The sequence below is a fragment of the Epilithonimonas sp. JDS genome, from assembly GCF_021261315.1.
In the GTDB taxonomy this organism is placed as follows: domain Bacteria; phylum Bacteroidota; class Bacteroidia; order Flavobacteriales; family Weeksellaceae; genus Epilithonimonas.
On sequence record NZ_JAJSAX010000003.1, the window covers coordinates 257391 to 272926 of the forward strand.

Here is a 15536-nt window from a genome sequence, read left to right on the forward strand (position 1 = left end):
TAATCTCATATTTGTGATTTGCCAAATTCTGCATAGATTTCTAATATATTTGAATTTTAGTCAAAAAAAAGCGGGAAATAAAATCTATTTCCCGCTCTTGATTTGTTTTTAATTAAAAATCATAATTAAGGATTCTGCTCATAACCAGCAATTTGTACCTGCGTTAATGGAATTTGATACAGATAATCATTTGTTGTAATCGTGTAATTATAATTAAGTGCAGCCGCTGCCTGATTGATAACCGCAACACCGATATTCCAACGTACCAAATCGTGCCAGTAAACGCCTTCACCAGCAAACTCTGATCTGCGTTCTCTCCTAAGCGCTGTTACAAAATCAGCACTTGACAATGATGTGGAAAGCGCAGGAAGACCCGCTCTCTGACGGATTCTGTTGACAAAAGGCACAGCCGCAGCCGTGTTGCCCTGCATATTGAGAACCTCAGCGTACATTAATAAAACATCTGCATATCGGATGATTGGAAAATTGATAGGCCAGTCATATCTGTTTGTGATCACTACACCCTTTTCACGGAATTTCACGAAGAAATTCTGATTATCCGGCTGTCCGTTTTGCGCGATGAAAGACGTCTTGATCGTTAATGGCAATCTCAAATCTCCCGGCTCATAAGAATTAATCAGCGATTGGGAAACGCCTAGTTCACCCGAGCTGTAAAGACTACTTTGTGCATTATAAAATGGATCGTTTACACCAAAATTTGGAGTTACATAGCTTGGTAGAAGAGATCCTTGCGAAACACCGCCACTGATATGCTGGATTTCGAAAAGATGGTATTTGTTATCATTAGCACTTTTAAATAAATCTGCATAGGTTGGCGCAAAAGTTACGAACTGACCTTCTTTCTGAATAACAGCCAGAAGATTCGCTCTCGCTTTTTCTACATAAGCATTGTTATTAAGCGGATAGCCGGCACCGGTAAGATAGATACGGCCGAGCATTGCGTGCGCTGCTGCTTTAGTAATTCTCCCTTTATTTTTAGCATCATAAGTATCTTTCAATCCTGCAATTGAAGCTTCAATCTCTGATGAAATGAAATTATAAAGTGTCGGCAAATCTGTTCTCTGTATTGTCAAAGCTTCTTCCGGACTTACAGGACGATCTATCAACGGTACTTTACCAAAAGTACGCATCAGCTCAAAATAGGCGTAAGCTCTTAGGAAACGTGTTTCGGAACGGTACTGTTCTTTAGTCGCATTATCTGCAAACGGAACGGCATCAATTCTTGAAAGGATCACATTGGCATAAGAAATCAGCTGATAGGTATCGTCCCAGATGATTCCCACCTCTTCGGTAGAGGAAGTGTCCTGGAAGCGGTTGATGGCATAATAATCTCTGTTTCCGTTTTGTGAAAGTGCTGTGTAATTATTGGATCTTACCTCGGAGGCCAAAAGATAAAGATTAACATCGTATCCACCTCTGGAGGAAGAGTTTATCATCGCAGAATAAACACCAGACAATGCCTGATTGATCTGTAATTCTGTGGTGTAGAAAGAGTTTTGTGTGATATTGTTTTCCGGCTCCAGCATTAGATCGTCTTCACAGCTCACCATTCCCAACATTAAGGTTCCTATCAGGAAAGCCTTTGTGACTGTCCTGCTGTTTACTTGTAAAAAAGATCTTTTATTATTATTCGTTTTCATTTTTTTTAAATTTAGAAGTTAAAGTTTAATCCCATCATATAAACTTTGGCATTTGGATATGCTCCATAATCGGTTCCGTCTGACTGTACAGATTCCGGGTTGTAACCACCATAGTAATTATCCTTTCTCCATACATTCTCCAAACTTACGTAAAGTCTCAGATTCGATATTCTCAATTTGCTGATCAGATCCTGAGAGAAATTGTAGCCTAATGTAATATTTTTCAGCTGGATGTAACTTGCATCATAAAGCCATCTCGTGTCCAGTAGACTTCCTGTGGTACCATCTAATCTAGGTGTTTTTCCATCACCTGGATTTTCATCTGACTGCCAACGATTTGCCCAATTTCCCATTGCATTGTTCAAAGTTCCCATTCCCGGGCGGTCTATTGCTCGTCCTAAGAGTGCATAACTGTAACCACCTTGCTGACCTTGGAAAAATACGGAAAGATCAAATCCTTTGTATGAGAAAGTGTTGGTAAAACCCCAATAGTAATCAGGCGTCGGACCTCCGATGATGTGACGGTCTTTGTCATCAATTTTACCATCGCCGTTGTAATCAAAATATTTTACATCTCCGGCAATTGCACCACTTGTTTTAGCAACACTTGTATTTGCAATATCTGCAGTGGAAAGAACGCCTATCGCTTTATAAAGATAAAAAGCATTCAGCTCTTGGCCTACCTGTATGATATTTGTGGTATTACTGAAACCTGTGTAGATTGGAGCATTATCGCTTCCCAATTGTAAAACTTTGTTATTATTGAATGCGATATTCGCAGATGTATTCCATTTAAATTCGCCCACGAAATTCTTTGTGGTGATATCCAATTCCAAACCTTTATTTTCAACAGATCCAACATTCTTCCACATTGTATTGTAACCCGTAACGGATGGAATTGGCTGTTGCAGTAGAAGGTCATTTGTTTTCTTGATATAATAATCTGCTGTGAAGTCTATCCTGTTGAATAATCCCAATTCAAAACCAAAATCTGAAGACTGTGTTTTTTCCCAGGTCAGATCAGGATTTGGAATGGTGTTCGGAATTAAACCATTGGTTAGACCGCCGCCGAATGAATAGTTTCCACCTGCCAATGTTCCGAATGCTCTGTATTCTCCAATAGAGTTATTTCCATTCTCACCCCAGCTGTATCGGAATTTCATATTGCTCAGCCAGCTCGAATCTTTAAGGAAGCTCTCCTGAGATATGTTCCACGCACCTCCAAATGCGGCGAAAGTTCCCCAAAGGTTGTTCCATCCAAATCTGGAAGATCCGTCTCTACGAATACTGGCAGACAACATATATCTTTTCTTATAATCATAGTTCACACGTCCGAACATAGAAACCAACATCCATTCTGAAGCTGTATATTCTGAGTTAAGAACCGATGCAGACTGTGTGAAATTAAACGTTTTCAGATCGTCATTAGCAAAACCTTTGTTTCTGTTGTACTGAGTGGTCACTCTGTAATTCTCCGCACTGTAACCGGCAATAGCAGCAATATTGTGATCTCCGAAAGATTTTTTGTAATTTAACAAAGCCTCTCCTAAATATCTGTTGTAATTAACCGTTCTGCGGCTAGCAATACTCACTTGTCCAGGAATATTGGTAATCAGGTCAAATGTTGGTGTGTAACCATTATTCAAATTAAAATTGTTGGTTGCACCTCCGGAAATTTTAAAATTAAGTCCCGGCAGAATATCGTATGACATATATAAACTTGATAACAATCTAAATTCATTGGTATCATTGGTCGTATTTTCCATCAACCCGATTGGACTCTGTGTAGAACCAGCCCATCTGTATCTTGTATTCTTCCAGAAGTTAGTATAAACACCCGCTGCATTTTCCGCAACCGGAACCATAGAAAGCATTTTGTGGGCAAGATTATCTTTTCCGTCCACTGTCTCTCCGTAGCTTTGTGAGTAACTTGGACGTAGTGAAACTCCTACCTTCCATCTGTCGGTAATATTAATATCAACTACAGCACTCAGATTGAATCTTCGAAAACCCGTATTGATTGCCAACCCTTCCTGATCAAAATAACCTGCAGAGATCGCATATTTTGCATTTTTGCTTCCGCCCTGTACGCCCAACTGGTAACTTTGGATCGCTGCCGGACGATAAAACTGATCCTGCCAGTCAATATTTGCCACCTGATTTGTTCCCCATCTCGGGTCAATCATATAATTGATATTGGCGAGATTATAATCATAAGTATTGGCAAGATTAAAATATCTCGCTCTCACCTCATAACTGTCTGATGCAGAATTGACAGCAGGATTGAGGGCAACCCATTTTTTGTTTGTAGCTTCCGTCACATAGTCTGTCCATTCTGAGGCAGTCATAATATCCAGTTTTTTCTCGATAGTCTGCACACCGTAATACTGAGAAAAACTAAACGCCGGTTTTCCGGATGTTCCTTTTTTCGTAGTGACTATGATAACCCCATTCGATCCTCTAGATCCGTACATTGCAGTAGAAGCAGCATCTTTTAGCACGTCAATCGATTGCACATCGTCTGGCGAAATATTCGCAATATCATCTACCACCATTCCATCCACCACATAAACCGGGGAATTATTTGCTGAGATAGAAGCAGTTCCACGAACTCTCACTTCCAGCGGTTCACCAGGTTTTCCAGTAGTTGCACGGGTTTTCACACCGGCAATCTGGCCTGTAAGAGCCTGATCAACTCTCGCAATTGGACGGTCTTTGAAACTTTTGGTATCAACTTTGCCTACAGCACCGGTAACCTCACCTTTCTTCTGAGATCCATAAGCTATGATAACGACTTCCTCTATATCTTTCGTTTTGTTGGCCTGATTTGTTTTTGTACTGTCACTGGGTTTGGTTTCCTGAGCGAATACTAAACCTGTAGTACTGATTAAAATACTCAGTGATATTATAGATTTCTTCATGGGTTAATAATTAATTTGTTAGAAAAAAGTACCATAACAGTTCAGTTGATCAATCCTTATGAAATGTACCGGAAAACAATATATGATCTTGTGCATATATTAATTTTTATTAATATTAAAATTATTATCACAATACTACATCCTTACAGATAGTTGAGCATCCTGCAATATCCTGCATCGCTAAATATTTAATTTTAATTGATATTTTATATAAAATCAAATAATTTAAATTAAATTTTACCGATTACACAACTATAATCCAAATTTATTTTTATCAAATAAAATTCAACCTGATTCGAAAAGCTGATTAATATCACATAATCAGTTTACCAATCCGGACAATTTTAAAAGTTATAAAAAAGGCACTGATGATTTTCAGTGCCTTGTTGAGATTAGTATTTTTCTATGTATTAAAAAATATTTTTAAAAATAAATGCTGCAATAATACAGGAATTGTTTCTAAAAATAAAAATGCTTTCAGCAAAAACTTTTACCTAAAATTAATCTGGTTTTTCATAAAATTCAATTTCCACGATGCCAAGCGAACGGTCTGCTTTTTTATCTTCCTGCAGTTCTTTTTTTCCGGTGATTTCTACAACGCCGCCAAACGCATCTTTCTCCGCTACATCGCCCACCAATTCTATTTTTACAGTTTTGCCTTTTGCAGGAGCTGCAAGCGGGATTGAGAAATACCCCAAAGTCTTTGGCGTCGTACCTTGATAGACAACTTTCCCATCCACAGAGATTTTAATTGGATAACTTTTATTACGCCACGAAACGAGTTTCATTTCCACTTCTGAAATCAATGCCTCTTTTTTCAAAGTATAGGTAATAAAAGCTTTGGAGATGTCGCCTTCACTCTCCCATTCGCTTAATTCATTATCATCAAAACTTAATTTTACTTTCTCTGGATTACTTCCCGCTTCAGCTTTTTCAATCTCAATTGACTGTCTTGAAATTTTATAAGAGGGCGTTGCAGGCGTTTTTCCTCTCGACAGATTGACCGGTTGGAAATCGCCGCTCTTGTAAGCCGACAAACCATCTTTTTCATTGATCTGAATTGACTTAAATTTAATTTCATCAGAAATCAAACCTTCTTCTTTTGCTTTGAGAGAAATTTCGCCTTTCACAAGCGTTGAGCGGATCAAAACGCGATTTACGCCGTTTTCTACAGGAAGGTTTTTTGAAAGAATATAATTGCCTTTCCCTTGTGCAATTCCGCCACGCCATTCTGCAGGACCATTCAACTCAAAAGAAATTAAATTATTCGCCAACGGATAGCGGTTGCCTTGCTCATCAAGCACTTCCACTTGTACCAAAACCAAATCTGCTGCGTCGGCTTTGAAACCATCTGCAGCATTCCATTTTTTTAATTTGATAGAATGTGGTTTGCCTGCGGTTTGGATTTTGTCACGGCTCAATTCCTTATTTTGATTGTCATAGCTCACGGCTTCAATCTTTCCGGGTTGGAATTTGATATTCTTGAATGTAAACCAAAATCCGTCTGATTTTTCACCAAAGCCATACGATTTTCCATTAATAAAAAGCTCAACCTTTTCGCCACTTGAAACCACAAAAATATCTTTTTGAGTATTCTCAGGATAATTCCAGTGTCCTACAATATGCGTTCTGTAATTTTCAACATCTACCCAGCCGTCCCACATCACTTGATGCGCAAAAAAACCGTCTTTGGGGATTCGCATCGCGTCTACTTCGCCGCTTCTTCTGTAATTTTCGACACCACGGTAATGTGTGTTGGTATCAGAAAAAATAATATTGACGCCACCCGAGCTCACTCTGTCTCCGGTTCCTGGTCGAACTCTGTAGTAGTCATTCCAGCGTGTTACTGTTTCTTTAGTAAAAGTATCCTGGTTTCGATTATAAACCTGTGCATCCTGCCTTTTTTCTATTTTGTTGGTAACGGTAGATCTGTAATAGGAAGTTCCGTCGCCATCTTTATGATAAGGATAGGAGTACTCGTCCCAATATTTTCTGAGCGCTTCATCTCTGCAATATTCCGTTGCCCACATAGGAATGTCCGCAGATTTGTTGATGTAAAGCATCTCACCGCCATATTCAGCAATTTGGCTGTCGAGCATTTCACGGGAACCGATGGCTCTTCCGCCAAATGGATCGTATTGATTTCGGATGGCTTTCATCACAGCCATATGGTCTTCCGAAATCGATTCGTTTCCGGATTCGTAGAAAACAATGCTCGGATTGTTTCGGTTGTAGATAATTGCATCGCGCATCAGCAAAGTTCTCTGCTGCCAGCGTCTGTCTGATACATCTTTCTCGGCATCACCAGCCGGCATTGCCTGCATCAATCCTACTCTGTCGCAGCTTTCGACATCCTGTTTCCAGGGCGTCACGTGCATCCATCGGACGAGATTGGCGTTACTTTCCACCATTAGTTTATTGGAAAAATCACTCAGCCAAGCCGGAACAGACATCCCAACCGCAGGCCACTCGTTGCTGGTTCGCTGAGCATAACCTTTCAACTGAATCACTCGGTCATTGAGGTAAACCATTCCTTTTTCAAATTTCGTTTTTCGAAATCCTGTTTTGGTCTGTACTCGGTCAATCAATTTATTATTGATATATAAATCTGTAAAAACTGTGTACAAATAACCGTAACCCCAGCTCCAGAATTCCAGATCATCGACCTGAGCTTCTGCTTGTAAAATCGTTTTTTGTCCGGGTGAAATTTGGGTTTCAGTGCCTTTTATGGTTTTTATGATTTTTCCTTTTTGATCTATAATGACAGTTTCGAATCTGACATTTTTAGGTTCTGAAAATTCATTAAACACTTCAGATTCCGCGTGGATAACGGCTGATTTATTTTTAATATCAAAATCTTTAGCATAGATATAAGTTCCGGTCGTTCCGAGATTAGAATAAAGCGGAAGCGTCTGATATACTTTTTCTTTAATATATAAATTGACATTTTTGGGAATTCCGCCATAGTTGGCGTTAAAATTTTTGTCGTTCCACTGGTATCTCTGCCCGCTTGATTTTTCTTTATAATCCCAAGCGTTGTCTATTCTTGCAGCAAACACATTGTCTTCATTTCCAAATTTCACAAAGTCCGAAATATCAAGTCCAAAAGCCATCACGCCATTTTCGTGAATCCCGACTGATTTTCCATTAATAAAAAATTCACCACCGAAACGGATTCCTTCAAATTCAAGGAAGATCTTTTTCCCTTTGGCCTGTTTCGGAAGTTTAAAATGCTTTCTGTACCAAACAATTGAGGTTGAAAGACTGTCGATTGCCACTTTAAAAGCTTCATCTTGATTGAAGGCGTGCGGAAGCGTTACTTTTTTCCAGTTTTGATCTTTGAACGAAATTTCTTTTCCATCATTCACATCGCCCACATTCAGCAGCCATTGACTGTTGAAATTGTATTTTTGAATTTCGGGATCAAATTTTATTTGTGCAGAAAGCCGTGAAGATAAACTCAAAATCATTAAAAATAAGATTGAGAATCTGATTGAAAAATATTTCATGTCGAAGATTTATTTAATTAAAAGCTGTTCCGGATTCCCAATTCGAGACCGCGAAGTTCTGCCAGACCACGAAGTCTGCCGATCGCACTGTAACCGGGATTTGATTTTTTCGCCAGATCATCCAGCATCTGGTGTCCGTGATCGGGTCGCATTGGTAAATGGTAATCCGTTCTTCCTGATAGAAGTCTTTTTTTCTGTTCGTTCAATAAGGCTTTTACGACTCTGTACATATCGACATCGCCGTCAAGATGGTCGGCTTCGAAGAAGTTTCCATCGTCGTCTCTTTTTGTAGATCTTAGATGGATGAAATTAATTTTATCGCCCAATCTTTCAATCATTCCTGCCAAATCATTATCTGGCCGTACACCGAAAGAACCTGTGCAGAAACACAACCCATTATAATAAGAATCGACTGTCTGAAGGATTTCCAGGGCGTCAGATTCTGTACTGACTATTCTTGGCAAACCTAAAATCGGAAACGGCGGATCATCGGGATGAATGGCCATTAACACTTCATTTTCTGCTGCTATTGGAATGATTTCTTTTAAAAATAATTTTAAATTTTCCCGCAATCCCTGTTCTCCAATTTCCGAATATTCATCAATCAAATCGTTGAATTTATCCAATTGATAACCTTCTTCAGCGCCTGGAAGTCCTGCAATGATGTTGTTTGAAAGTTGGGTTTTGTAAGTGTCAGACATTTGTCCGAACAAGGCTTTTGCTTTGTTTAGCTGCTCTGAACTGTAATCGTTTTCTGCGTTTTTACGTTTTAAAATAAACAATTCAAAAACTGCAAATTCCAGCTTGTCAAAACGAAGTGCTTTGCTGCCGTCGGGAAGTTGGAATTCCAAATCAGTTCTCGTCCAATCCAAAATAGGCATAAAATTGTAACAAATGGTTTTGATACCACATTGAGCCAAATTTCGAATAGACTGTTGATAATTTTCTATGTAAATTTGATAATTACCTTTTCTTTTTTTAATGTCTTCGTGAACGGGAACGCTTTCTACGACTTCCCAAATCAATCCGTTCTCCTCGATGATTTTTTTTCTGGTCAGAATTTCATCCACACTCCAGATTTCTCCGTTCGGAATATGATGTAATGCTGTCACGATTCCTGTTGCTCCCGCCATTTTGATGTAAGAAAGTGAAACCGGATCGTTCGGGCCAAACCATCTCCAGGTTTGCGTCATCCCTAATTTTGTATGATCAAACAACGCCATAAGCCGTAAATCCACCGTCCACCGGAACCGTTATACCTGTAATAAAAGCTGCATCCGAATGAGAAAGCCATAGCAAAGTGCTGTGCAGATCTTCTGGATTTCCAAATCTTCCCATCGGTGTATTTCGAAGTACTTTCTCGCCTCTTTCGGTTAGGCTGCCGTCTTCTTTCGTCAGTAAAAAACGATTTTGCTCAGTCAGGAAAAATCCCGGCGCAATGGCATTCACACGGATTTTCTCTTTAGCAAAATAAACTGCCAGCCATTGTGTAAAACTTGCAATTGCTGCTTTTGCCGCGCTGTATGCGGGAATTTTGGTCAACGGATGAAACGCTGCCACCGAAGAGATATTAATAATAGAACAATCTTTTCTGCCAATCATATCTTTCGCAAAAACCTGAATCGGTAAAAGTGTTCCCATAAAATTGAGATCCATGACAAATCGGATGGATTCTCCGGTTAATGAAAAAAAGTCTTTGTCAACAGATTTTTCAACATCAAAAACCTCGTGGGAAGTGACGCTGTCGGGATGATTTCCTCCAGCCGCATTCACTAAAATATCTGTTTTTCCGAATTTTTCATTAATTAAATTATGCGCTTCTTTGAGAGAATCCAGATTGGTTACATCGGCTCTTAAACCAATTGCCGTGCCGCCATCTGCTGTAATTTGATCCGCTAATTTTTGTGCTTTGGCTTCATCTCTACCTAAAATCACGACTTTAGCTCCATGTTTTGCAAACGTTCTGCTGAAACCAGCACCTAAAACTCCGGCGCCTCCAGTAATAACTACAACTTCATTATTAAAATCAACATTCATAAGTTCAAATATTTATTTTAAGTAAAAAACTTCTGGCAGAGCAATGCTTACCGGAGAATTATCTTCGTTCGTCTGCATCAGATCTTTCATACAATCCCACCATTTCTGCATAATTGGATGAAGTGGTAAATTTTGATAATTAATTTCATCATGACAATCCAATACACCAAACAAAACGCCTGTTTCTTCATCTAAAAAGATAGAATAATCGGCTACGCCAGAATCCTTCAAAAGATCTTTGAGTTCCGGCCAGATTTCGTCGTGGCGTTTTTTATATTCAGCTTCTGAACCTTGGTTGAGGAACATTTTGAAAGCTTTCCTTGTCATCATTATCTTAATGAATTACCGTAACCGACAATCAAAATAGAAATAAAAATCACAATCATTCCAAGTGCAATTGTGGTAATTGTTTTCTTTGAAACACCTTTCCATTCTTTGATAATGATGCCCCAAAGATTGGCAATGAAAATGATAAATGCCATATGCAGAATCCACGAACTTGGTCCGTTACCCATTTTGCTTTCTCCCATTCCGTAGAAGAAAAACTGTAAAAACCACATTGTCCCGGCAAGTGCACAGAAAATGATATTCTTTGCAACAGGTACATTTTTCTTGGTGTAATCTGTGTAAGATTTATTTTTAAATGCCAGATAAAGACAGCCAATCAGGTTGACAGCCATTCCGCCCCAAAGGACAACAACATACGTCACATTGTTTTGAAAAAGAAATTCACCATCGCCGGGATTTGCTAATTTCCAGGCTTCATTGGCGATGTTTGCCATTGGTTTACCAGCTTCCAGTCCGAAATTGAAACAGGCACTCAAAACACCTGAAATGATGGAAACAATTAATCCCAATCCAAATTTATATTCTGTTTTCACTTGAGTTCCGTGCGGATCTATTGAATCGGTCTGAAGTTCTTTTTCCTTCATCATTCCAGCTTTTCCGCTGATGATAATTCCGATGACGCAAACGAAAAGTCCAAGTAAGACAAACTGTCCCCAGGATTCTGAAAGCATCAGACCAATATTATCTTTCCCTGATTGCGGGGAAAATTCATAAAAAATTGAAGGTACCAATGATCCGAAAACCATACAAAGTCCCAAAATAATGCTGCTTCCAAGCGCAACGCCTAAATAACGAACGCCTAAACCATAAGTAAAACCGCCAATTCCCCAAAGCGCTCCGAACAAAAACGTCAGTCCTAAAATAGCTGAACTTGCATTTTGAATAATATCCCAGAAATTCGGGATTGTAAGATAGGCAGCCAGTGGTGGAACGATGATCCACGAGAATACGCCGCCAATCAGCCAATAGGTTTCCCAAGACCAGCCTTTGACTTTTTTATAAGGTAAATAAAAACTTCCCGAAGAAAATCCGCCTAAGAAATGGAAAAAAACTCCTAATAGTGCATTCATAAATATAGTATTGCTTGAATTTTAAAATTACTGATATGAGATCGACTGGGCATCTTGTAGTGTCATGCACAGCAGAAACTCAAAGATATTGGCATTTTTGGAACCTATCAAATCAATCTTTAAGATAACCATTTCTTTTTATAATATCAAGAATAAAAAGCGGCTGTACGTATTATATAAAACAGAAAATCAGAACTATTGCCCTGATTTTCTGTTTGAATATTTTCTAAAGATTCTTAATAATGTGTATGATTCACCACTGTATTTTTCAGATACATCAGATCTTTTTTTCTGTCCTTGTTTGAATAAACAGCCTTTTTACTGCCCCAAATCCGCAGACTGTTTCCGCTAAGCGTGATGACTTCCTCTGCACCTTTGCCCATAAAATCGAACATGTGAAAAACAGGATCTGGGAAGAAGAGTTTACCTTTTCCGTCATTTTCCATTTTAAATTTATACCAAAAAAGCTGCTCGTCTTTCCCATTCCAGGCACCTTTTACGAAATCTGGATTTCCGTTGATTGGATTTCCCGGCCATTTAAAAAGAAAATCTCCAGACTGATTGAACCAATACAACTGACTTGATAAATACGGCTCTCCCAACTGACGATTGCCATAAGTTCTGCCACCAACCACAACCTGCAAGCCTGGATCTTTTTTCAAAAAATGTCCGACCTGTATTTGCTGGCTGTGTTCCGCCACATTTTGCCAGATGATTTTTCCCGTCATCCCATCAGAAATATAAACACCCGCTTCACTGTTTGCCGTTACAATGTCTAAATTACCATCGCCGTTCATATCTGCAAACTTGTAGCTGTCTGCGTGATCGTGGTTATCCGGAATCAGATCAAACTTGTTCCAGATGATTTTCCCTTTCGAATCCAAAAGAAGCGAACCAACCAATACTTCATCGATTCCATCTTTATTTAAATCAATCGGATAAATGTAGTGACCGAGGTTGTCTTTTTTTCTCTTTTCGGTGTGCTGCCAAATTTGCTTTAAATGGCTGTCATAAATATTCACATTAATCGTGTTTCCCATATCTGTAAACACGGCAATATCATTGGGATCAGACTTGCTGAATTTACCAATGGCTAATCTGAAATTATTATAATCGTGTGGCAGCGGTTGTGTAGGCCATTCGGTTTTGTTTTTAATCTGACCTGTTTCGCCATCCGCAATTACGAGCCATTCTTTGCCGTCTATCAGGCGCCAATGTGCAATTTCACTTTTCCCGTCGTGGTCGAAGTCCCAAATGACGCCGGGCGCTTCAAATTCCGAACGCTGCTTTGCATATTCTTCCGGTGCTTTCCATTGCCAGAGTTCTTTACCTTCATTGTTAAAAACGTGAGCAGAAAAATCTCTTTCCAACACGAGAAAATCGGTTTTACCATCGCCGTCAACATCACCAAATTTTACAGCATTGGATTCCGGAATTTGATATTCTTTCAGCAATTTCACATCATCCGTTAATTGCTTTGGATAGATCTCTTTTTCTGTAAGAGAAGTGCTTTTGGTCAACGCCAGAACATCAAAAACAGCACCTTTGGTAATTCTGGTAATTTTGACATCATTCAAACCTTTTTTCAGTTTGAAAACGCCTCCATTTTCCCAAGCCAAATTATTTTTACCAAAGAAAACATCCGTCACTTTATCATTGACGGCTACTTTGAAAGAACTTTTTCCATTCCCAATACTCCGGACAAACAAATGGTAATCTCCTGCTTCCGGAGCATTTATTTTTGTCATAATGTTGGTTGCAGAATTGAGGATGATGCCGGTGTTATTGAACAGCCAATCCTGTTTTTGCTCGGCAGCCGTAGTCACATAATTGCCTTTCGGAATTTCATCCAAAAAATCTGAGGCAGGAATGATAATGGTAGCATTCCCCGACTGCTGCGAATGAAAAATATTAAATAAAAAAATAGCTGCCGAAAGAAATATCTTCTTTAAAACTTTCAAATCTGATGGATGGAAATTTTTTCGTTTTAAATTTATTTTTATTTTCATTGGGCAGTTATTTTTGAATTGTGATGACCTTTTATTTCAATTTATAAACCTCGCTTCCTGCAAGCAGCAAGCAACCTAAACCATAATCTTCAAAATCCGGTTCTTTGCTTACGGAAAGCGGCTGTCCGTCTTTTGGCTCTTTTCCAGTTCCCTGTACCCATCCTAAAAATCCATTGGGCTGAACTGAATCTTTTACGATAGCATTCCAGGCTTTAACCAAAACCGGAAGGTAAGTTTCTCTGTCGATCAAGCCGTTATTCACGCCGTATGCCATTCCGTACACGAAAAGTGCCGTTCCTGTGGTTTCCTTACCTCCAAAATTGGTTGGATCGTGTAAACTCACATTCCAAAAACCATCTTCTCTTTGAATCGGTAGCAATGCTGCCAACAAATCTTTGTAATCCTGCAGATATTCGTTATAATGAGGATCGGATTTTGGCGTATCTTGTAACGTACGAGCCAATGCAGCAACTACCCAACCGTTTCCACGGCTCCAGTAGCAATCTTCGCCATTTGGTTCTTTGTAAGGCGGCACAAAATCTTTGTCTCTCCACCAGATTTTATCTGCCTGATTGTAGAGTCCATTTCCGCCGTGTTTGTATTTTGTGAAAGCATACATTTCGTAGTTTCTGTCAAAATATTTTTGTTCACCCGTAATTTTCCCCAATTTTGTAAAAAGCGGCATTCCCATTTGCAATGCATCTATCCACCACCAGTCATCTACTTTATTGGTAGCCATCATACTGTCCACGGAAGCTTTAACAAATTTGATTCTCTCAGGATTTTTTCTGCCGTCGATTTCGTAAAGATCAAGGTAAGTCTGTCCACATGCCTGATTGTCAGCATTTCGCGTGTAAGTGTCACGCATCATATTCCAATTGTGATTTTGCCCCCAAGAAATGGCGTAGTCGTAATATTCTTTTTTTGGATCAACCGAATAAAGTGCCATTAATCCTTCATAATAAACGGCGCGTGTCCAAAGATTGCTTGGCCATACTTTTCTGCCGACAATATTTTTCCCAGTGTCCGGCCATTTGTTCATAAAATACTGATTGGCTCTTCTAGAAACCTCCAAAACCTCTGTCTTTTTGGGAAGTTCTACTTTACTTGCAGAAGTCTTTTGTTTAACTGAGCACGACGTCATTCCTCCGATGATCAACGCAAAAAAACTCGCTGTTAACAGTTTTTTCATAATATTTATTTTTTATTTTAAATAATTTTTGAGTTCACATTTTTTCAAATCCTTGATGCCTTTCGCCACTAATTCAGCATTCAGAACTGCGCCGGCTTCGTTGGTATGTGTATGGTCTTTTGGGAAAAAAGCTTTTACCTTTTCTGCTCCCATTTTTTGATATTCTTTGATGACCATTTGATTTAAATCAAGAAAATAAGCGCCAGTCTGCTGAGCAACTTCCTGCGCCCAACCACCATATTGATCTTTTTCAATTTTACCTTTAGCATCAAATTTATTTCTTGGAATTGGTGAAACGATGATAGGAATTGCCCCTTTGGATTTCGCCTCATTCGCAAATTTTCTCATATAATAACCATAAGTGTAAACAGTTTCGTTCACCTTACGAATGGGATTATAAATATCTTTTGACTCATCTCCAATGCCTTTGATTGTACCTCTTGCTCTCAAAGTATCATCCAATGCGCCGCCATCATTATGACCGAATTGCATCAAAACATAATCGCCTTTTTTAATGGTTTTCATAATGGAATCCCATCGGCCGTCGGTTACAAAAGTTCTGCTGCTTCTTCCGCCTTTTGCGTGATTTTGAATCTCAATTCTGTTTGAGTCTAAAAAAAGATTCATAAAATTTCCCCAGCCCCAAAGTGAGTCTGCGCCTTTACCAGAGCCATTTTGTACGGTAGAATCTCCAATGATGTAAAGCACGGGTTTATCCTGAATTTTTTGAAATGAAACGGCGAAAAACACGAACAAAGCAAAAATTGGAATGATGTATTTTGTTTTCAT

10 protein-coding genes are annotated in these 15536 nt (G+C 39.1%); all 10 read right to left on the reverse strand.

Translation table 11 applies throughout. From position 1 onward, the window contains the following. Nucleotides 1–125 precede the first annotated feature (125 nt). The 10 genes from LUD75_RS11565 to LUD75_RS11610 all read right to left on the reverse strand — a co-directional run bounded on the left by LUD75_RS11565 (nt 126) and on the right by LUD75_RS11610 (nt 15536). The gene (locus tag LUD75_RS11565; RefSeq protein ID WP_232705829.1) at nt 126–1661 is read right to left on the reverse strand and encodes a RagB/SusD family nutrient uptake outer membrane protein; all 1536 of its coding nucleotides are present in this window, start codon (nt 1659–1661) and stop codon (nt 126–128) included. Nucleotides 1662–1672: 11 nt separating this feature from the next. Beyond that, entirely contained in the window at nt 1673–4582 is a 2910-nt protein-coding gene (locus LUD75_RS11570; RefSeq protein ID WP_232705830.1) for a TonB-dependent receptor, read from the reverse strand. A gap of 500 nt (nt 4583–5082) precedes the next feature. After that, on the reverse strand, nt 5083–8052 hold the full coding sequence (locus LUD75_RS11575) for a DUF4982 domain-containing protein (protein ID WP_232705831.1): 2970 nt from the start codon (nt 8050–8052) through the stop codon (nt 5083–5085). A gap of 56 nt (nt 8053–8108) precedes the next feature. Further along, complete coding sequence (gene uxuA, locus LUD75_RS11580) at nt 8109–9284, reverse strand: mannonate dehydratase (RefSeq protein WP_232705832.1); 1176 nt, start codon at nt 9282–9284, stop codon at nt 8109–8111. A 16-nt stretch (nt 9285–9300) separates the two neighbouring features. Further along, nucleotides 9301–10128 (reverse strand): SDR family oxidoreductase, encoded by an 828-nt coding sequence (locus LUD75_RS11585; RefSeq protein ID WP_232705833.1) that lies wholly within the window; start codon nt 10126–10128, stop codon nt 9301–9303. A 12-nt stretch (nt 10129–10140) separates the two neighbouring features. After that, complete coding sequence (gene rhaM, locus LUD75_RS11590) at nt 10141–10458, reverse strand: L-rhamnose mutarotase (RefSeq protein ID WP_317207320.1); 318 nt, start codon at nt 10456–10458, stop codon at nt 10141–10143. Then, entirely contained in the window at nt 10458–11546 is a 1089-nt protein-coding gene (rhaT, locus tag LUD75_RS11595; RefSeq protein WP_232705834.1) for an L-rhamnose/proton symporter RhaT, read from the reverse strand. The genes rhaM and rhaT overlap by 1 nt, the downstream gene beginning before the upstream one ends. A 236-nt stretch (nt 11547–11782) precedes the next feature. Further along, nucleotides 11783–13555 (reverse strand): hypothetical protein, encoded by a 1773-nt coding sequence (locus LUD75_RS11600; protein WP_232705835.1) that lies wholly within the window; start codon nt 13553–13555, stop codon nt 11783–11785. 31 nt (nt 13556–13586) lie between these two features. Continuing rightward, nucleotides 13587–14747, reverse strand: coding sequence for a glycoside hydrolase family 88 protein (locus LUD75_RS11605; protein WP_232705836.1), 1161 nt, complete (start codon nt 14745–14747; stop codon nt 13587–13589). 12 nt (nt 14748–14759) lie between these two features. Next, the gene (locus tag LUD75_RS11610; protein ID WP_232705837.1) at nt 14760–15536 is read right to left on the reverse strand and encodes a rhamnogalacturonan acetylesterase; all 777 of its coding nucleotides are present in this window, start codon (nt 15534–15536) and stop codon (nt 14760–14762) included.

Excerpts from the sequence above, each read along its gene's own strand:
- LUD75_RS11585 (WP_232705833.1), bottom strand. The coding sequence starts at position 10,128 with ATGAATGTTGATTTTAATAATGAAGTTGTAGTTATTACTGGAGGCGCC.
- LUD75_RS11570 (WP_232705830.1), bottom strand. The coding sequence starts at position 4,582 with ATGAAGAAATCTATAATATCACTGAGTATTTTAATCAGTACTACAGGT.
- rhaM (WP_317207320.1), bottom strand. The coding sequence starts at position 10,458 with ATGATGACAAGGAAAGCTTTCAAAATGTTCCTCAACCAAGGTTCAGAA.
- LUD75_RS11600 (WP_232705835.1), bottom strand. The coding sequence starts at position 13,555 with ATGAAAATAAAAATAAATTTAAAACGAAAAAATTTCCATCCATCAGAT.
- LUD75_RS11565 (WP_232705829.1), bottom strand. The coding sequence starts at position 1,661 with ATGAAAACGAATAATAATAAAAGATCTTTTTTACAAGTAAACAGCAGG.
- rhaT (WP_232705834.1), bottom strand. The coding sequence starts at position 11,546 with ATGAATGCACTATTAGGAGTTTTTTTCCATTTCTTAGGCGGATTTTCT.
- uxuA (WP_232705832.1), bottom strand. The coding sequence starts at position 9,284 with ATGACGCAAACCTGGAGATGGTTTGGCCCGAACGATCCGGTTTCACTT.
- LUD75_RS11575 (WP_232705831.1), bottom strand. The coding sequence starts at position 8,052 with ATGATTTTGAGTTTATCTTCACGGCTTTCTGCACAAATAAAATTTGAT.
- LUD75_RS11610 (WP_232705837.1), bottom strand. The coding sequence starts at position 15,536 with ATGAAAACAAAATACATCATTCCAATTTTTGCTTTGTTCGTGTTTTTC.
- LUD75_RS11605 (WP_232705836.1), bottom strand. The coding sequence starts at position 14,747 with ATGAAAAAACTGTTAACAGCGAGTTTTTTTGCGTTGATCATCGGAGGA.